The sequence below is a fragment of the Pseudomonadota bacterium genome, from assembly GCA_010028905.1.
GTDB lineage: Bacteria > Vulcanimicrobiota > Xenobia > RGZZ01 > RGZZ01 > RGZZ01.
Genome location: RGZZ01000046.1, coordinates 1 through 18300 on the forward strand (window position 1 = coordinate 1; position 18300 = coordinate 18300).

18 protein-coding genes and 1 pseudogene are annotated in these 18300 nt (G+C 66.5%); 7 read left to right on the forward strand and 12 right to left on the reverse strand.

Annotated features, from left to right (window positions below; all coding sequences use genetic code 11):
* The 7 genes from obgE to EB084_05505 form a co-directional block, all read right to left on the reverse strand.
* On the reverse strand, positions 1-1454 hold a 1454-nt coding region (gene obgE, locus EB084_05475), incomplete at its 3' end, for a GTPase ObgE (protein NDD27702.1).
* 110 nt (positions 1455-1564) lie between these two features.
* Positions 1565-1867: a 50S ribosomal protein L27 gene (locus EB084_05480; protein ID NDD27703.1), complete on the reverse strand. Its 303-nt coding sequence runs from the start codon at positions 1865-1867 to the stop codon at positions 1565-1567.
* Between the two features lie 183 nt (positions 1868-2050).
* Positions 2051-2989 (reverse strand): hypothetical protein, encoded by a 939-nt coding sequence (locus EB084_05485; GenBank protein NDD27704.1) that lies wholly within the window; start codon positions 2987-2989, stop codon positions 2051-2053.
* Positions 2990-3274 carry a hypothetical protein gene (locus EB084_05490; GenBank protein NDD27705.1) on the reverse strand — a complete coding sequence of 95 codons (285 nt, stop codon included), beginning with the start codon at positions 3272-3274 and terminating at the stop codon, positions 2990-2992.
* A 295-nt stretch (positions 3275-3569) separates the two neighbouring features.
* Positions 3570-5753, reverse strand: a complete 2184-nt coding sequence (locus EB084_05495) for a hypothetical protein (GenBank protein ID NDD27706.1) — start codon at positions 5751-5753, stop codon at positions 3570-3572.
* Positions 5754-5778: 25 nt separating this feature from the next.
* Positions 5779-6744 (reverse strand): hypothetical protein, encoded by a 966-nt coding sequence (locus EB084_05500; protein ID NDD27707.1) that lies wholly within the window; start codon positions 6742-6744, stop codon positions 5779-5781.
* Positions 6745-6768: 24 nt separating this feature from the next.
* The gene (locus tag EB084_05505) at positions 6769-7050 is read right to left on the reverse strand and encodes a hypothetical protein (protein NDD27708.1); all 282 of its coding nucleotides are present in this window, start codon (positions 7048-7050) and stop codon (positions 6769-6771) included.
* Positions 7051-7234: 184 nt separating this feature from the next.
* Here EB084_05505 and EB084_05510 point away from each other — a divergent pair, with 184 nt between their 5' ends.
* Positions 7235-8233: a hypothetical protein gene (locus tag EB084_05510; GenBank protein NDD27709.1), complete on the forward strand. Its 999-nt coding sequence runs from the start codon at positions 7235-7237 to the stop codon at positions 8231-8233.
* Between the two features lie 45 nt (positions 8234-8278).
* Here the strand turns inward: EB084_05510 and EB084_05515 are convergent, their stop codons facing one another.
* On the reverse strand, positions 8279-8545 hold the full coding sequence (locus tag EB084_05515; GenBank protein NDD27710.1) for a hypothetical protein: 267 nt from the start codon (positions 8543-8545) through the stop codon (positions 8279-8281).
* Positions 8546-8585: 40 nt separating this feature from the next.
* Between EB084_05515 and EB084_05520 the strand changes: the two are divergent.
* Positions 8586-8675 (forward strand): annotated as a pseudogene (locus EB084_05520) (transcription elongation factor).
* Between the two features lie 179 nt (positions 8676-8854).
* Positions 8855-9244 (forward strand): hypothetical protein, encoded by a 390-nt coding sequence (locus tag EB084_05525; GenBank protein ID NDD27711.1) that lies wholly within the window; start codon positions 8855-8857, stop codon positions 9242-9244.
* A gap of 12 nt (positions 9245-9256) precedes the next feature.
* Here the strand turns inward: EB084_05525 and EB084_05530 are convergent, their stop codons facing one another.
* Both EB084_05530 and EB084_05535 read right to left on the reverse strand, forming a co-directional pair.
* Positions 9257-10129 (reverse strand): hypothetical protein, encoded by an 873-nt coding sequence (locus tag EB084_05530; protein NDD27712.1) that lies wholly within the window; start codon positions 10127-10129, stop codon positions 9257-9259.
* The gene (locus EB084_05535; GenBank protein NDD27713.1) at positions 10126-11889 is read right to left on the reverse strand and encodes a hypothetical protein; all 1764 of its coding nucleotides are present in this window, start codon (positions 11887-11889) and stop codon (positions 10126-10128) included. The genes EB084_05530 and EB084_05535 overlap by 4 nt, the downstream gene beginning before the upstream one ends.
* A 192-nt stretch (positions 11890-12081) precedes the next feature.
* Between EB084_05535 and EB084_05540 the strand changes: the two genes are divergently transcribed.
* Together EB084_05540 and EB084_05545 are read left to right on the forward strand one after the other, a co-directional pair.
* Positions 12082-12663 carry a hypothetical protein gene (locus tag EB084_05540; GenBank protein NDD27714.1) on the forward strand — a complete coding sequence of 194 codons (582 nt, stop codon included), beginning with the start codon at positions 12082-12084 and terminating at the stop codon, positions 12661-12663.
* Positions 12590-13765 carry a GTP-binding protein gene (locus tag EB084_05545; GenBank protein NDD27715.1) on the forward strand — a complete coding sequence of 392 codons (1176 nt, stop codon included), beginning with the start codon at positions 12590-12592 and terminating at the stop codon, positions 13763-13765. Before EB084_05540 ends, EB084_05545 begins: the two co-directional genes overlap by 74 nt.
* Here the strand turns inward: EB084_05545 and EB084_05550 are convergent.
* Together EB084_05550 and gnd are read right to left on the reverse strand one after the other, a co-directional pair.
* Positions 13759-14655, reverse strand: a complete 897-nt coding sequence (locus EB084_05550) for a hypothetical protein (GenBank protein ID NDD27716.1) — start codon at positions 14653-14655, stop codon at positions 13759-13761. The two genes, EB084_05545 and EB084_05550, sit on opposite strands and share 7 nt — an antisense overlap.
* 5 nt (positions 14656-14660) lie before the next feature.
* Positions 14661-16124 (reverse strand): decarboxylating NADP(+)-dependent phosphogluconate dehydrogenase, encoded by a 1464-nt coding sequence (gene gnd, locus EB084_05555; GenBank protein NDD27717.1) that lies wholly within the window; start codon positions 16122-16124, stop codon positions 14661-14663.
* A 243-nt stretch (positions 16125-16367) separates the two neighbouring features.
* Between gnd and EB084_05560 the strand changes: the two genes are divergently transcribed.
* Both EB084_05560 and EB084_05565 read left to right on the forward strand, forming a co-directional pair.
* Positions 16368-17297 (forward strand): exopolyphosphatase, encoded by a 930-nt coding sequence (locus EB084_05560; GenBank protein ID NDD27718.1) that lies wholly within the window; start codon positions 16368-16370, stop codon positions 17295-17297.
* A 237-nt stretch (positions 17298-17534) separates the two neighbouring features.
* The coding region (locus EB084_05565) for a hypothetical protein (GenBank protein NDD27719.1) at positions 17535-18300 on the forward strand (766 nt) is incomplete at its 3' end.

An 18300-nucleotide genomic window follows, 5' to 3' on the forward strand; every position in this document is an offset into this window, starting at 1 on the left:
CTCGTGGGCCTTCCTCGGGGCGTCTCTTCATCCTGGAACTCGAACTCGAAGCCGCGGATGACGACAGGCGCGCCCGAGGTGGCACCCGCCTGGCGCAGCGCATCGTCGACCCCCATTCGCTCGAGCCGCCGCTGCAGCCAGCGCAGCCCTTCCTCATTGCTGAGATCGGTCATGGCCACGATGCGCTCGAGCATCTTGCCCTCGACCATGAAGCGAGCCCCATCACGGCGAACCGTGAAACGCGCAGGCACGCTTCGTCCTTTGCGACGAGGCGGGGGGATGAGCTGGCCCGGAGGCCCTCCGCTCCGCTCGTCGGCCTCATCGATGACGAGGGTGGAGAGCTGCTCCTCATCGGTCTCCTCGAGACGATCTTCCTCGTCGAGGTCCCAGGGGGCCAGCTCGATGGTCGGACCGTCGCTCTCCTCGAGCTCGAGCGGCATCTCGGGCTCCCGCTCGAGAATCTCGCGCACCCGATCGAGCAGCTGATCGAGGCCCTCCTCTGCCATGGCCGAGATCACCACGGGAGACAGCCCCGCGCGCTCATAGGCGAGCTTCAGCGCGGGCAGACGCTCACGCACCTCGTCGAGATCGGCCTTGTTGAGAACCACGACCTCCGGCCGTCCTTCGAGGTTCTTGCCGTAGAGGCGAAGCTCCTCACGAATGGCGTGATAGGGCTTCAACGGTTCGTCTGCGGGCGCCGTCGAAGCGTCGATCATGTGCACCAGGACGCGGGTGCGCTCCACGTGTCGCAAGAAGCGGTCTCCGAGCCCCACACCTTCGTGCGCCCCCTCGATGAGTCCCGGGATGTCAGCGAACACCGCTCGCCGAGCGTCATCGAGCCAGACCATGCCGAGATTGGGCACCAGCGTGGTGAAGGGATAGGGAGCGATGCGCGGGGTGGCGCGCGAGATCTTCGACAGCAGGGTGGACTTGCCGGCATTGGGATAGCCGATGATGCCGACCTGGGCAATCATCTTGAGCACGAGCTTCACCCATCGCTCCTCACCGGGCTCTCCGCGCTGCGCGAAGCGAGGCACGCGGTAGAGATGCGATGCGAACGATGCATTGCCACGCCCGCCGATTCCACCGCGAACCGCGAGATAGAGCTGCCCGTGCCAGGCGAGATCGGCCATGACCTCTCCCGTGTCCGGATCGGTGATCAGGGTGCCACACGGAACGTGGATGAGCATGTCCTTGGCGTTCTGCCCTGCACACCGGCTGCCCATGCCGTGCTGCCCAGAAGCTGACTTGAAGTGAACCCCGTGCAGGAAGTCGTTCAAGGTCTGGAGATTCTCATCGGCCACCAGGAAGATGCTGCCTCCACGGCCGCCGTTCCCACCGCTGGGCCCCCCTTTGGCCACGAACTTCTCACGATGGAACGCGATGCAGCCATTGCCGCCATCGCCCGCCTTGAGCGAGATCTTGACCTCATCCAGAAAACGTTGCTGGCTCATCTTCGAACCTCTACCTCATTCCCATGTGCCGCGCACGACGATGCGGCTGAAACGCAATGAGGCCCACAGGACACCCTGTGGGCCCGCGTTCGCCCTTGCGTCAACGAACGTCAGACGGCGGCGGTCTCGGGCGCGGCCTCGAAGGCCACGACGTTCACGTGCATGCGATTGCGGCGCTCGGCGAACTCGACCACACCGTCAGCCGTGGCGAACAGCGTGTAGTCGGTACCCATGCCGACGTTCTTGCCCGGGTAGTACTTGGTTCCGCGCTGGCGAACGATGATGTTGCCCGCGCGGGCTGCCTGGCCCCCGTAGATCTTCACGCCAAGACGCTTGGCATTGCTGTCGCGCCCGTTACGGGTGCTGCCAAGCCCCTTCTTGTGGGCAAAGAGCTGGAGATCGAAGGTGAACATGACGGTTCCTCCATTGATCCCTGCGGAGAGTCTGGCGCCGCACAAGAGGCACACACGTGAGGCCTGGGGCGCTCGCAGGGGTCTACGCCGACGATGTCAGCGTAGGAAACAGAGCAGAGTATAGCACAGGGCGAGATGACGCGCAAGACCCAGGCGCATCTCGGGTGCCGTTGGACGCCCGCCTCAGTGCGCCGCGTCGCGAACGTAGGCCACGCCCTCGTAGTGCACCTCCCCGCCGGTCGCGGCGCAGTAGACGGCCCGACGGGTTGCCAGGGAGAGGTGCGTGATGCGCTGCGAGGCCGGATCCCACTCGAGCCAGCCCGCAACCGACATCTTCACGACGTTGCCATCGCTGGGCGCCTCCGGAGCGCGATCGGGTCGCAGGCCCGGGTGAACCATCTCCAGCTCGCCCTCGAGACGAGCGCGATTGCCCGCACAGACCGTGGCCACGAGCTGCGCGCGACGAACGCGCGACCTGGCCCGCTCATCGGAGCGCGCCATCATGAGCGCGGGCTCTGGGCGGAAGTGAACCAGCATGCTTTTGGTCACATCGTCATCGATGCGGTACGCGTCACCCGCAGAAAGGCCTGTGGGCGGCAGGAGCTGTCGGCACCCATCGGCGGAGAGGGTGATCCAGTCTCGGGTGGGAGGGCCCAGGGACGTCGTGTCCGGACGAAAATCGCCGCAATAGGGGTGGAGCTTCTCGGTGAGGCGCGCGATGAAGTCGGGATCGGTGTAGCGCAGCACCACGCGAAGCTCGAGTGCCGCATCCGGTCGGCGCGCGCTGCTCTGATAGGTGGTCAGCTTCAGCCCCGGCTCCAGGTGAAGCTTCGAGATGGCGCCGTCGACCTCAGCGGCGATGGCAAGCGGCCTGGCCATGGGCTCGACCAGATCTGCAATGCGCCCTTCCGGCGTCACGACGATGGTTCGCAGAAGGGAATTGCCGCGGGCGTAGATGTCATCGATGGTGCGAAGCAGCTGCTGCCCTTGCGCGGAACGACTCGACGCAACGATGTGCGGGGAGTGGTCGATCTCGAGCACGAGCGGGATGAAGAAGCGGTTCACCTTCTCGATGAGCTGGGGTTCGCAGAGCGACACGGCTCTGACACCGGCCGATCCCATTCAGGAACGGCCGTCGAGATGCCCGTCGAGACAGTAGACGAGGAGAGGCCGATGGTGCTTGCGTGAGAGCCGGATGGCTTCATCGACGTCATGGAGCCATCCGATCTCCTCCCATCGGCGCTCTTCGGGCTTCAGGTCAAGCTGGCGGACCCGTGTCTGCACGAAATCGCGACAGGCCAGCGCCTCGCGCTCCTGGGCGCGCTGCCGAAGAGCGGCAGTGGTCGCGCCGACCAGGCCGAGAACGACGAGATTGAGCACGACCAGCGCTCCGATGACCTTGCGCATCGACAGTCTCCCTCCGGGGTCGGCGACCGACCCCGCACCGCGCCCTGAGGCTTCAGGCGCCGCTGACGTCTGAGACGTAGCAGAAAGCCCCACGTGCTTCAAGGCGCCCCTGGCCTGTCGAGCGCCGTCGCAGGGGCGACGGCAAGCGCCTGAGAAGAACGAGGTATGGCGCAGGAACGCAACGGCGGCAACGGCTTGAACGAGCTCCTGGGAACCCTGGTCGTGATCCTCACCCTCTTGCTCTGGGTGCTGTGGAACGGGGGCGAGACCTCCCTGCCACCAGAGGTCCGCGACCTCAAGGCACCGGTGTCGAGCCCTTCGTCTGCCGCGCCGACCCACGTGACGCCCGCAAGGTAAGCTCCACCGCGCTGCAGCCGTCTGAACCGTCGGCAGACGAGGCCTCGAGAACGACGCGGAGCGGAACCGTCTTCGAAGGGGGCGAGACCCCGATTTGAACCCAGCACCAATCGTCGCTCGCCGACTCCGCGGTGGCCACCACCCGCGCGCCCTGCATCACCTGCACCTTGCCTCCGCGCCCGCTCAGCCACCCACATAGCTCCAGCCCCGACCGTGACGATACACGCGGGTCGAGCTCGCGCAGCACGCGCCGCTCCCCCTTCTGCGCACGCACCTGGAAGTCATCGTGTGCCGGCCAGTGCTCCATCTCGCCAGGCTTGATGTCTCCCGCGCTGCTGAAGCAGGCATCACGAATGCCGCGCATGTCGAACAGGCGCAGGTCGTCAGACGTGACACGAGGCGGGCCGTACACGCGCTCGAGTGTCTCGAGCCATTCCGCGTCGAAGAGAATCGGGTCGGCGTGCGACGTCCTCGTCGAAGGGACGCGCGTGTGGACAACGAGCGTGCCGAACCCCTGTGCGGCCAGGGAAGCCACATCGGCGCGCCGCACCCGCGCGTTCAACCCGAGCAGGCGCGCCACCATCGAGTTCTCGCGGGCCAGCGCACCGAGACGTCCCAGGCTCGACAGGGAGACAAAGTCGTAGTTGAGCATCGGACGGCCGTGGCGGGTCTGGGCGTATACGTGCTGGCCCGCCGCCAGATCGAACGGGATGAGGGGCAGATCGATGATCGCGCCCGCCTTCGCGTCAGCCAGATCAGCATAGGACGCTGCGATGTCGGCGTTCGTGGGGTGGATGTTGTAGTGCGCTACGTGGATGAGCGCGACCTCCACCCAGGCGAGGGCTGTCAGTCCACAGACCAGCGCCGCGGCGGCGACGATGGAGCGCAGACGGGGAACGGAATGGGCGGCCATGAGCGAAAGGGCGAGACACGCGGCGAGCATGAATCGCACCGGCCGGAGACGTGCGAGAAGCGGAAGGATGCGATAGAACATCTCCATCGGCGTGGCGCAGATGAGGTGACCACCGATCGACAGCACGGGCCCCAGCGACAGCAGGAAGAAGAGCAGCGCGACGTTCACAAGGGGGCTGCACAGACGGGAGGCTCGCCAGACCCCAAGCGTCGCGAGCCCGAGAAGCAGCAGCCCGGGCAGCACATCGCGCAGCCGGTTCAACCGATAGCGCGCGAACAGCCCCCCGAGATCACACGAGTTCATCACCACCTGCCGCGCCCCCCAGGCAGCCTGGCTGTCTGCGTCCATGGCCACGACAGAGGCGACGAATCGCACGGCACCCCCCCCCTGCTCGGCAGGCTCACCCCTGGCATCACGCGAGGACGAGGGAGACGTGAGAAGCGCCCTGGCGGAGGCCCCGTCCCAGCGCCCAACGGTCACCCCACCTCGGCTCGAGGCCCACCCCACCGACAGCGCGACGCACAGCAGCGCGACGGCCAGGGGGGCCGCCATGCGACGAACCGGCAGGGCCACGAGCATGACGGTGGAGAGCGCGCCCAGGTACCACGACGTGAACCACGAGAGCGCGTAGAAGATCGCCGCCAGAACCGCATCGCGTCGATCTTCCCCCGCACGCAGGCGCAAGGCGTGAAGAACGAAGAGCACCGGCCACTGTACGCACATGTTCTCCGGGATGCCGTGGGAGAGCTCGTTCAGATAAGGGGGCGACAAGACGAACAGCGCCCCCGCGAGAACCGCGCCTGCGCTCCTCGCGCCCTGCTCTCGGGCAAGCGCGAACACGCTCCAGGCAGTGGCGACGAAGATCGCCGCGGTGAGCAGGTTGAACACCGCAGGCAGCGGCATCACCCACTGCAGGGGCACGGAGATCACGGGAATCAGCCAGTACGCCTTCTCTGGCCCCAGCGCGACACCAGCGGGATGGAAGAGGCTGTCGACGTGAGACGACAGGAACTGCCCTCGGCGGGCATACCAGAAGAGCAGCATGTCGAAATAGCCGTCGGCCTTGTCACAGGCCACCAGGTGCGCGGGCGAGAGCACGACCGGCCAGGTGACCACCGCATAGAGCAGCAGGTAGAAGAAGAGGGCCGCTGCCGCAGGGTGATCTCGAACCGCGCTTCTCACGTTCGGCACGTTCTCTTGCATCGACATGCGCGTCGGTGCGACGGAAAACGCCTCACTGGGCCGTGGAAGGTGCGCCCGCCGCAATGGCATCCGTCGCCGATGGGTCCTGGAGCTGGGCTGTGGCGACGAACGGCACGCGAAACTTCTTGTGATCGCCGTAGATGCCAGGGTCAGTGGTGAGGCCGAAGCGCAGCAGCTTTCCGCTCACCGAGTCGAAGCTGAGATAGCCGGCCACGGTTCCCTCGGCAACGTTCTCGTCGTCGCCCCCCCACAGGCGGTGCTGACACGCGAAGGTGCCGTTGAGCTGCACATCGGTCGTCTTGCCCACGTTCACCACGATCGCCCGCATCTTGTCGACGAGAACGCTCCCGCCCAGGTGGGCATTGAACGTCGGAGGGCACAGGTGTCGGTAGATCTTGGCCGAGACGCTGGACGGCACCACGTACTCTGCCCCCGCTCGCCGGGCCGAGGCTGGGGGCAGCAGGGCCTGCTGCTGCTCTGGTCCGAGGACACACCACTCATCAACGGGGGACACCCGACGGATCTCGAAGAGATCCTTGAGCGGGATGATAGGGGCCGGATGCGGCGGGATGTACCCGAGCTCGAGCGAGGCTGGCACGCGCGGGTCGAGGCTTCGCATCTCTCGATCGACGAGGAAGCGGGCAACCACGTGCAGCGACAGGTCTCCCGAAGAGACCCCTCGCAGCGGCCCTGGAACGTGCGCAACCAGCTTCTCACCACGAACGAGCCGCTCTTCCTTGATGACCTGATCGACGGACCGAAGGATCTCGTCAGGATGATGCTGCACCTGCTGCACGTCGAAGCAGCGGATGCAGCGCCCGTCCGGGGCGATGATCCAGACGCTCGGACCGACGGCGTACGTCCACGTTCGCCCCAGCTCGGCCTTCTTCTTCCAGTAGGTCGGGTGAAAGCGGGGATCATAGGTCAGATCGTCGATGAACACCGGCACGAAAAACGCGTTCAGCCGCTCGATGACCTCGGGCTTCGCGAGGAACACGCCTCGCGTCTCAGCGATGCCGCTTCATAAGCGGCCCGTGCACAGGTCGCCATCGCCGGAGACGAGGAAGATGGGACGCTTCGACTTCCGCGCAAGGGCCATCGCCGCGTCGTAGTCTTCGAGCCAGCCCACGCGACGCTGTCCGAGCTCGGTTGAGTTGCACAGATGCTCGCTGATGGTGCGATCAACCAGCCGACTGGTGCTGTCGAACGCCACGCGGCGCTGGGTGTCGCGGTACATGCGCAGCCCCGTGACGATGATTGCCACGACCGCCAGTCCCACCGCCAGATGGCGCCATCGGTTCATTTGTCGCACCTGCTTCGGGAATCTGTCTGAACACCTCGGCTCAGGCTCGACAGACAACGTGTGCCGGCCGAGTGCCGCGAGCCTGCGTAAGAATTCGACCCGCCTGTCGGCCCTCCCTTCCGCATCAGTGCCAGATGCGCTCCATTGCAGGACGGCTCGAGCGCAAGCGTCGAACCCGCAGGCGATGACCTCATCTTCGCGCCCTGAGGGGCGCGCTCGCACGATGCTGGGCGCGCTCCTGATCACGTCGCTATCCCTGCTCGTGCTTTCACGCGGCCTGAAGCCGCAGACACATGGTCAGGCTGGCGCACCCCCGACCAGCACGCCTTCAGCCCTTTCCTCCCCGACCGCCTCCGCGTCTTCCGGCGATGGCTACGCTTTCACCAAGAGGCTCTATACGGCCTCGTCTCGCGACCTCGTGCACTGGAGCACGGTGACGGGGCTGATGGACGGGTGCGACACCCCCCAGTTCACCTGGATCGACAGACGCCTCTTTCTCTATTTCAATACGAAAGCCGGATTCCAGAGAGCCGAGGTGATTCGTGACAGCCGCGGCCAGTGCACCCTCGGAACCCGTCAAGACCTCTTCATGACCACGCCGTCTCAACGTGGAGGAACAGACCCCTCGGTGACCCGCCTGCCCTCTGGCGAATACCGGCTCTTCTACACCGAGCCTCAAGGCTCGACGGGTGTCGACCCCGCGGAAGTCACCTGCGAGGTGTGCAGCGCACTGTCGATTGACGGGCTCATCTGGAAGTCAGAGATGGGGCCGCGGTTCACGGGGCAGGGCATCGTCGACCCGGAGGTCGTGCGCACCCCCGACGGCCGCTTCCGCCTCTACTACACCGGACACGCCGGCACGCAGGTGAGAAGCGCCATCTCCAACGACGGCACGAAGTACGTGGCAGAGCCCGGCGTGCGCGTCTGGGGAGGGGTGTCCTCCACCGTGCGGTCGCTCGACGGTTCCTACGTCATGCTCTACCAGATCCGCATCGGAAAGCGCGAAGGTCGAGATCCCCCCGCCCACCTGCGTCTGGCGCGATCTTCCGACGGCTTTCACTTCCGACCTGATCTGCGCTTCCAGCCGCCCCCCGCACCGGTGGCCAGCGAAGGCGAGGAGGCCGGTTCCCTGGCCCAGACCCCCGAGGGCGAGTGGCTGCTCGTGTTCGTGAGCGCGATCTGACCCCCTCACCTCAGGTCCTGCGGAAGAGCGGCTCGAACTGCGCGTCTACGGCTGCACGAGCTTCGAGAACGCCTCGGCGCTGGGACCAAGATCGCGCGGGGCCTTGAGGGTGTTGAAGCCGTCACTGATGAAGGTAAGCTGCGCCTCGCTGAGGCACTTGCGCAGCTCGGTGTCGAGCGGGCTGGGCTTTCTCCTGTCCTGGCGCATCCAGGCCACGACCTCGGGCGCAATCGCCTGCAGGCACTCCTTCTGCACCCGTGTCAGCGCAAGCGACGTCCCCCCGTCTTTCTCCATGGCGAGCAGGCCGAGCACTACATCATGGGTCATCAATCGGTTGAACTCCGGATGCTCGCTTCGCTTGGGCGGAGCGGGTGCGGGCACGGGAGGCGCAGGGACGACGGGGGCAGGAACCGTCGGTGCGGGAATCGTGGGGCCGGGTGCCGGAGCCGCAGGGACCTGGGCCACGCGCGCCCCGGAGCCCCCCCCCTCTGTCGAGACGGCCCGTGCGCCTGTCGCCAGAGACCACGCGACCAGTGCGAGCTGAAGGGCCACGATGCCGCCCAGCAGACGTGTCGTCCGTCGACGACGCCGATCGAGAACCGCGCTCTCGTCGAGCAAGCCGTGGGCAAGCAGCTGCGCGAACCACTCGGCGTCAAGGGTATCCACCGGCCTTCCCGGCAGGCTGCGCACCTCGGCGACATCGACCCGCACAAGTCGAACACCCTGCGGCTCGAGGGCCGCCCCGAGGTCGGCGAGAAGCGCTTCAGAACCACCCGCGGCCACGACCGTGACCTGCGCGTGCTCGAGCCAGGAAGCCAGCTCGCGAAGGCCCGACGCGGAGCTCGTGAAGGTGCGCACCTCCTTGCCCGATGGAAGGAGGCAGCACGCGATTACGCTGTCCTGGCGAACCTGCGCGCCACAGCAGCACGCGTGCACGATCAGCACCGAGAGACCTCCGCCATGCGCGCCCGACCCGCTGTCGCAACGCGCACGGCGGTAGGATTGCGCTGAAGTGAAACCAACTTAGCGAACAGACCGTGGCACTGTCAACCCGGGCCCCGGCGAAGCCACGGCATCCCCGAGGGCGAGAAGGCGCTCGATCGTGGCGATCTGATACCCCAGCGAGGTTGCCCCCGGGCCAGCCGCACGCACCATGCCCTCGACCTCCGCGCGCTGCGCCGCCGACAGGCGAACGAGCACATCGCGAAGGCGGGCACGCTTGACCGCGGTCTCGCTTTGCAGCGCCGCCAGCAGCTCGAGCCAGGAGGCACGCTGCGAAGCGGTTGAGACGTCGTGATGCTGAAGGATGAGGTGAACCAGGCTCAACAGGACCTGCGGACTCGCGCCATCGACGCGCGGTGTGGGCGACGCGCGCGATGAGAGAGCCGTTCCAAGCGTCCGCTGCTCCAGGAGATCATGCGCGTCGGCAGCCACCCCTTCCAGCGCTTCGTCCAGGCACACGAGGGAAGCGCTCCTCGAGGCGCCGTCGCCTGGCGCGTCTGAGGCGGGAAGACCGACCCGCTTCAGCGCCGCATTCTGCGCCGGGGTGAAGCTCGCAGCGATGCGCGCAAGGAGCAGTCGCTGGCGCCGGGTCGCCTCGAGCACGCCACGCAGATCGCTCACCACGGCGGGATCTCTGAGGGGATGCATCGCGACATCGGGCGCGCGCTCGAGCCGCAGCAGGGCCTCCTCGAGAACCCCCGCCGAACCGCCGCTCCCCATCTCCAGTCGTGGTTCGAGCTTGAAATGAGGGCGCTCGCAGGCCACTTCGGCCGAGCGCTCCGATGACAAGGTCAGCGTCACGCGGTTCATCGAGATCGGTCGCGACGACGCGAAGAAGAACGCGAGACCGATCAGGAGAGCGACCCCTGCCAGCCAGGGCAAGGCCCCTCTCATGGCACGGTGTAGATCAAGAGATCCCCCTCCTTCTCTGGTGGCGGGAGCACCTTCTCGAGAAAGAGCCTGAGATCAGCCACGTGAACGTCCGACATGTAGCTGGTGTGCAAGACGATGTACCGGTATCGGATGGCGTGGAGGCCAGACACGAATGCGCGCGCGTCGAGACGTCTGAGCACGAATCCGGGCATGATGTCGAACAAGGGAAGCGCCCCCAGCGCTGGATTGCGCGAAAAGCTTCCCGGAAAGCGCCTTCCGATGGTGGCGTCGATCCCGTAGGGGATCCCCTTTCCGTGAAGGGTCTGGTAGTAGAAGAAGTGCTTCGCTACCGGCGCTTGCGGCGATGTGGTCGGCAGGTCGATGATGCCGAAGTGTTCAGTGCTGGCGCCCGCACGAGCGTAGAAGACGTTGCTGACACTGCGGGTGGTCGCGATGGGCCAGACCAGCGGAGCCAGCAGCGCAAGCTCGAGGAAGACGGTGAGCGAGAGGCTGACACCCAGCAGCGCGCTGTCAACGCGACGCAGGTCTCGCTGCAGCGCCGCCGCGCCGTACGCCGCCATGCACGCCAGCGCCAGGAGCGCCGGCACGACGAATCGGTGCGGAAAGCCGAGCCATGAGAAGCCCGGAAGAAAGCGATAGAGGAAGAGGAACGGCAGAGGCACGAGGCGTCCGGCGATGGTCATGATCCAGCCGTTGATCTCGAGCACAAAGCCTGCTGCCAGAGACAGGAACACCACGGCCACCCCGGTCCAGCGACGCGCCGCTGCCCGAGTCGGAGACAGCATGAGCCCCCAGGCGGCCAGCCCGAGCGCAACCCACCCGAGACTCGCCGCATGCACGTAGCCGCGCTTCACCCATCCGCTATCCGCGGCATGCGTGACGAATCGCGCGATGTCTGAACCGTCCTGGGTCTCGAGACTGGCCTCGAGGGGCATCGCCTGACGCACCTCGAGCGTGTGGAAATCACCGAGGACGCGCAGCTGCGCGACCAGGAAGGGCGTCACGACGATGAGCGCGCAGATCACGGTCCAGACCGACCATCGAAGGGCCTGCGCGCGAGCGCGGAAGGGCCAGCTCAGCAAGGGGAGCAGCAGGAACGCGCACGCCGCGTGATACCAGGAGCTGATGACGGTGAGGGCGAGCGCGCCGGACGCCCAGGCCAGGTTGGCGAGGCCGCCATTGCGCAGCACGATGAGGAAGCGCAGCACGAAGAGCGGGAGCCAGCCGATGGCGATCTCCTGCGACACGCCGTTCTGGATGTAGCTCGCCACATACACGTTGAACGCGTAGACCGTTCCCCCCACGAACGCGGCCGGGCTCGGCAGCCGGAGATACCGCAGGAGCGCGAAGGTGGCCAGGGCCGAGAGGAGCAGGTTCGCCACGATGATGAGGTTGTAGCTCGTCACCAGATCGAACATGCGCTGCACCGGTACGCTCAGCAGCGCGTTCAGGGGGTCGGCGACGAAGAACAGCCCCCCATTCGGAAACCCGAGCACGTCACCGCTGAAGGGAGACTGTCCCCCCGAGAGCGCGTGGTGATACCACCAGAAGCCCCAGACCCCGACGCAGACGTCGGTGTTCGGCGATCCGAGCAGACGCTCGTTCAGATGCAGGCAGACAGGCCAGGTGAAGGCAAGGGCCAGGAGAAGGTAGCCCAGCGCGGCCGCGAGGAACGCAACCCGATCACTGGTCGGAGGTCTGTTTTCCGAGGCTTCGGGCAGTCCCTGGCCAGCCTCTGATGCGCCATGCACGATGGCCACGGTTTCGACTCCGCAAGGAGGGGGGCCTGCATCTGCCTCTCCCTCGTGCGGCGAGGAGACAGCTCTCCCGCACACGACCGCGCGACAGGGCTGATCCACCCCGTGCACGTCGGCACCGTCCCAGGACAAAGGCTCGTGGGGCAGACGGTGGCGCGAGGACTCCGAGCCCGCGAGCGCAAAAGGAACTCCCTGATGCGAAGCCTCACGCCTCTGCTCCTCGCAACCGTCCTCGCCCTCCCGCCGCGATGCGATGTCGCCGACGCGGCTCCCACGCGGGCCACGGCGCCAGCCGATAGCAGTCACCGCACCTCTCCTCGAGGGGAAGCGCCAGGCGCATCAGACCCGCGCGCCGACGCACAGGTGGTGGAACGTCTCTACATCCAGCTTCTTCGGCGCCCTCCCGATGCAAGCGAGATCGCCCGCGTGCAGGAGCAGCGTCTCTCAGAGTCGCAGGTGCGCCGGCAGGTCATGCAGAGTGATGAATACCGCAGGTACATGGTCGTGCGGGCCTACCGCCAGCTCGTGCGTCGAGATCCGTCGCCAGAGAAGCTCCAGCGATGGGCGGAGAGCGCGCTCTCCGAGAGCGATCTCCGCGCCGTCATCAAGGCCTCCACCGAGTACCGCGCACAGATGATCACGCACGTCTACCAGACCGTGCTGCACCGCACCCCGACGGCGGCCGAGCGTGACGCGGCGCTCGATGACCATCTCGATGAGACCACGCTGCGCCATCAGGTGCAGCGCATCCGCGACGAGGGGAGCAGGCCACGGTGACCCGAACGTGGGCCCGACGGTCGAAGAACCGATGACAGGCAGACGCGACAGCCCGGTACGGCTTCATCTTGTGGGGGGCTTCCTCGGTTCCGGAAAGACCACCCTGCTGCGGCGCCTGCTGCGTGAAGGGCTCTACGGCGAGAAGGTGGTCGTTCTCGTCAACGAGTTCGGCGACGTGGGCATAGACGGCCCGCTGCTGCGCAAGGCGGGCAGCGACGTGGTCGAGCTGTCGAACGGCTGCGTCTGCTGCCAGATCGGCAAGGACATGCTCGCATCGGTGTTCGAGATGATCCGCGCCTACGATCCGGCGCGCGTCGTCATCGAGCTGACAGGGGTCGCCGAGCCTGGGCGCGTGCTCTCGTCGCTGTCGTACTCGTCCGAGCTGATGGAGAAGGCGAGGCTCGAGCCCACCATCTGCGTCATCGACTGTCATGCCTTCCCGCACCTGACCCGCGAGATGGAGTACTTCTTCTACTGCCAGGCGCAGGCTGCCGACATCATCCTGCTGAACAAGGCCGACCTCGTCGAGCGCGAGGCCGTCTCGAAGGTCGAGGCCGCGGTGCGCGACTACAGCCCCCGCGCCTTCTTCTTCACCACGCGGCACTGCGAGATCGATCTGGCCGTGCTCTTCGACAGGGAGGCCGCGCCGGAGCGACCGCCCGCGACCGTTCCCGCTCCAGGGTGCGGACACGACCACGAAGGCCCCTGCACCCACGACGACGTCGTGGGCGAGAGCGCACCGGTCGGCGAGGAACGCCCCGCTGCCCCCATCTTCGACACCTTCGTCTGGCGCGATACCGACCTGGTGTTCGACCGCGCCCGTCTCGAGGCCTGGACCGAGAGCCTTCCCCTCCACCTGTTCCGGGTCAAGGGGACCGTGCGCCTGGCGGAAGGCACATTCTTCCTCAACTGGGTGAGAGGGAGCCTCGGCTGGGAGCCAGCCGCAGAAGACGACCCGAATCCGACGACCCTGGTCTTCATCGGTCAGGAGATCGCGCCCGCCGCGTTCGACGAAGGCCTGCGGGCATGCAGGAAGCAGCGCGCAAGAGGCCTGCGGCTCACTCCCGCGACCACTCTGCAGAGCACCGACCGCGATCAATGAGCGAACGTCAGTCCGACAGACGCGTTCGGCGCCGCGAGATACCAGCCGGGGTGGAACGCCCCGCGCGGACCGTTCTCACAGCGCGTGAGATCGAGAGACGCCTCGCTCGAGGCGCCGCGCGCGAGCACGGTGCTCCCCCGCGCAAGGGCGCAGTGAAGGGCGAAGAGACCGTCGTAGGGATTGGGAGAGCCCGCGAAATACCCCCCCGCATGACCGCTCAGATAGAGATACTTCGACCCACACGGGTGAACCGACTCTCCTGATCGGAACGCAACCCCTTGTGCGCAGAGCGCTTCAAACGCCTCCGGCGCATCTCGCGCAGGGCTGCCGGCCGTGAAGACCACGGTGCGCTCGAGCCCGAGATGCGTGAGATCGACCGGCGGGGGACCCGACATGGTGATCTCGCGGTCGTGGATGCGAACCCACCAGTCGAGCGCCGGATAGAACATGAACGTGTACAGCGGCTGCCTGCCGTCATGGAGTCCGACGATGGTCGAGAACCATTCGTGACCGGCCACATAGCGACTCGTGCCATCGATGGGGTCGAGGGTGATGGAGAGCGCCCCACGAGGCGCAAAGCGACCGCGCAGGTCGACCTGGCCGGGCAAGGGTGTCTCCTCGGCGACCAGGGTGCAGAAGTCAAGGCCGGCCTCCACGAGTCCAGCCACGATGACCTCCTGGACGGCACGGTCTGCGCGCGTGACCACGTCGATGCGGAAGTCGCCGGTTGCAGCCTTCAGCTCGGCATCAACCTCGTGCTGGAGAGCGTGCGCAAGCCGCCCCCCCGAGATGAAGAGCGGCTCGAGCGCCGAGAGGCGGGCCATGGCGACGGCCGCCTCATCGGTGACGCAGCGATCAGCGGTGAAGCGCCAGTGCGGGTTCAGCAGCACCCCGCTCAGACACCGTACGTGCCGGCGGTGACGGCACCGCCTTGCCCCGTCCAGTTGGTGTGGAAGAACTCGCCCCGCGGGCGGTCTACGCGCTCGTAGGTGTGCGCGCCGAAGTAGTCGCGCAGCGCCTGGACGATGTTGGCCGGCAGGCGCCCCCGACGATAGCCGTCATAGAACGCCAGCGCGCTCGACAGCGCGGGCACGGGAACGCCCGCCGTCACGGCGCGGGCGACGATGCGACGCCACGGCCCCTCGCCCTCCTCGACCTGGGCTTTGAAGTACGGGTCGAGCATCAGGTTGACGAGGTCCGGCGTCCGGTCGTAGGCCTCCTTGATGCGCCCGAGGAAGGCCGAGCGGATGATGCAGCCCTCACGCCAGAGCAGCGCGATGCCGCCGTAGTTGAGGTTCCACCCGTAGATGCGGGCGGCGGCGCGGAAGAGCATGTATCCCTGGGTGTACGACGCGATCTTGGCGGCAAAGAGGGCCTTCCCGAGGTCGTCGATGACAGCGTTGCGCTCGCCCGCGAGCGGCGCGGCCTCGGGTCGGGGACCGCCGAGAACCGTGGATGCGTGAACCCGCTCGTCCTTGAGGGCTGACAGGAACCGCGCCAGCACGGCCTCGGTGATGAGCGTCAGCGGCACGTCCATGTCGAGGGAGGCCTGCGAGGTCCACTTGCCGGTGCCCTTCTGCATGGCCAGATCGAGTATCTTGTCGACCAGCGGCTGGCCGTCTTCATCCTTGTAGCGGAGCACGCTGCCGGTGATGCTCACGAGGTAGGAGTCGAGGGCCCCCTCGTTCCACTTCGTGAACACGTCGGCGATGTCGTCGAGCGACATGCCCACGGCATTGCGCAGGATGTCGTAGGACTCGCTGATGAGCTGCATGTCACCGTACTCGATGCCGTTGTGCACCATCTTCACGAAGTGGCCGGAACCGCTGTCTCCCACCCAGTCAGCGCACGGTGTCCCGTCGGGAGCCTTGGCCGCGATGGCCTGGAAGATGGGCTTGAGGGCCGGCCAGGCCGCGGCCGAACCGCCCGGCATGAGCGACGGGCCTCGACGGGCCCCCTCCTCACCACCAGAGACCCCACACCCCACGAACAGCAGGCCCTTCTCCTCGAGCATCTTGCAGCGGCGGATGCTGTCGGTGTAGTGCGAGTTGCCGCCATCGATGATGATGTCGCCCGGCTCGAGGTGCTCCGCAAGCTCGTTGATGACGGCGTCGACCGCCTTGCCGGCCTGGATGAGCAGCATGACCCTGCGGGGGCGCTGAAGCGAGGCGCAAAGCTCTTGCACCGAGTGCGTGCCGATGACCGTGGAGCCCTTTGCGGTGCCTTCCAGGAACTCATCGACCTTCGCGGTCGTGCGATTGTACACAGCTACAGTGAAGCCGTGATCGCTCATGTTCATCACGAGGTTCTGTCCCATGACCGCAAGCCCGATGAGCCCGATGTCCGCAGTGGCTGCCACTTCTGTCTCCTCCTTGTGCCGCATCCGTCTGGTCTGGCGGGTTTCTCGCCCTGACCACAGCGCACCTCTCCGGGCGCCGCTCGATGGTGCGAGGAATCGATGCCCGCCAGCGCCAATCTACCCGGACAGATTTCAAAGGGGGTCGGGACGACCATGGAACCGAGCGAGTCCAACGGGTCCACCACAGAAGCGCTTGAATCCGGCGCCGGCGCCAGCGCCGCGTCGAAGCGCCCGCGCTACCGCCTGGTCACGCGCAGCGACTTCGACGGTCTGGTATGCGCGGTGCTGCTGCGCGAGAAAGGGCTCATCGACGACATCCTCTTCGTGCACCCCAAGGACATGCAAGACGGCAAGATCGAGATCACCGAGCGCGACATCACGACCAACCTGCCCTACGTGGCGACCGCGCACATGGTCTTCGATCACCACGAGAGCGAGACCATACGCAACAGCGGCGCCCGCAGCAATCACGTGATCGATGCCAAGGCCGACTCCGCGGCACGCGTGGTCTACGACTACTATGGCGGGGCCGCCACGTTTCCCGATGTCTCCGACGAGATGATGACGGCCGTCGACAAGGCCGACCAGGCGCGCTACTCGATCAAGGACATCTACGACGCGCAAGGCTGGGAGCTGCTGAGCTTCATCATGGACCCCCGCACCGGCCTGGGGCGGTTTCGCGATTTCACGGTGTCGAACTACCAGCTGATGATGGAGCTCATCGACCACTGCCAGAAGCTGACCATCGATCAGATCCTCGCTCTCCCGAGCGTGAACGAGCGCATCGAGCTCTACCGCGATCACAACAGCCGCCATCGCGAACAGGTCGAGCGATGCGCCAAGGTCCACGACAACTGCGTGGTGCTCGACCTGCGCAACGAGGAGACCATCTGGGCGGGCAATCGCTTCACGCTGTACGCCTCGTTCATGCAGTGCAACATCTCGATTCACGTCATGTGGGGGCGAGAACGGCTGAACACGGTGTTCGCCCTCGGCAAGTCGATTCTCAACAAGCGCGGGCCGGCGGCCAGCTTCAACATCGGCGAGATCTGCCTGCGCTACGGCGGCGGCGGACATCGCAACGCCGGCACCTGTCAGGTGCCCAACGACGTGGCCGAAGAGGTGCTGGGCGAGCTCGTGAGCACGCTCAGCGGCAAGAAGCTGCGGCTCTAGCCCGAGCGCCCCCTGCCAGAAGCGCATCGCCAGATGGCGCGTGCGACCATCGGCCGCATCGAGATCGGTCGAACGAACGTCGAGAGACAGGCCCTTCGTAGCAAGGAAGGTCGACTCCCCACCATCAATTCCTCTCCCAGAGAAGGCCGTGCCGGCGGCCCCTGACACCCACGCTTGCGCGCGGGTGATCGAAGGGAGAAAGAGAACATGTCGCCGGCGCCTCAACGCATTGCTCACATGCACCTGATACTGGGATTCCTGCTCTGCGCGCTCACCGCAGGGTGCGCGGGCGGAGGTGGTTCCGCAGCGCTGCCCACCGCCCCCGTGATCTCGTCCGCCCGTGCCTCGATGGCCACAGACGGTCCGGGCAGCATCCAATCGGCTCCCCTTCCCTTGCCCGACAAGGGAACCCCTCACGCGATGGCGGGTGCGAACAAGGGCGGCCCCACCACCTCGTTCACTGTGTCCTCCGACTGGGGCACGGGGTTCACCGCAGCCATGACCATCGCCAATCCACAGAGCACGCCGATTCAATCATGGCGTCTCGAGTTCGACTTCGCCCCCCAGATCACCAGCATCTGGGACGCGCGTGTCGTCAGCCACACCAGCACGCACTATGTGCTCTCCGGCAACCCGTGGAACGCAGACATCCCCGCGACGGGCAAGGTCTCGTTCGGTTTCAACGGTGCTCCTGGCAATCTCAAGGTCGTCCCCGCGAACGTCATGCTCAACGGCGTGCCCATCGACAGCGGCGTGTCTCCAACGCCAACGCCAACGCCAACGCCAGCGCCCTCGCCCGCGACCTCGCCCGTGCCGACCCCAGCGCCTTCCCCCACGACGTCTCCATCGCCCCAGCCCTCCCCCATCAGCGCGAACGTGGCCATCTCCTACGCCACAACCTCTGACTGGGGAAGCGGCTTCGGCGGGAGCGTCACCATCAAGAACACGGGCTCCACGACCATCAGCGGCTGGTCGCTGGCCTTCGACTTCGACCGCGCCATCG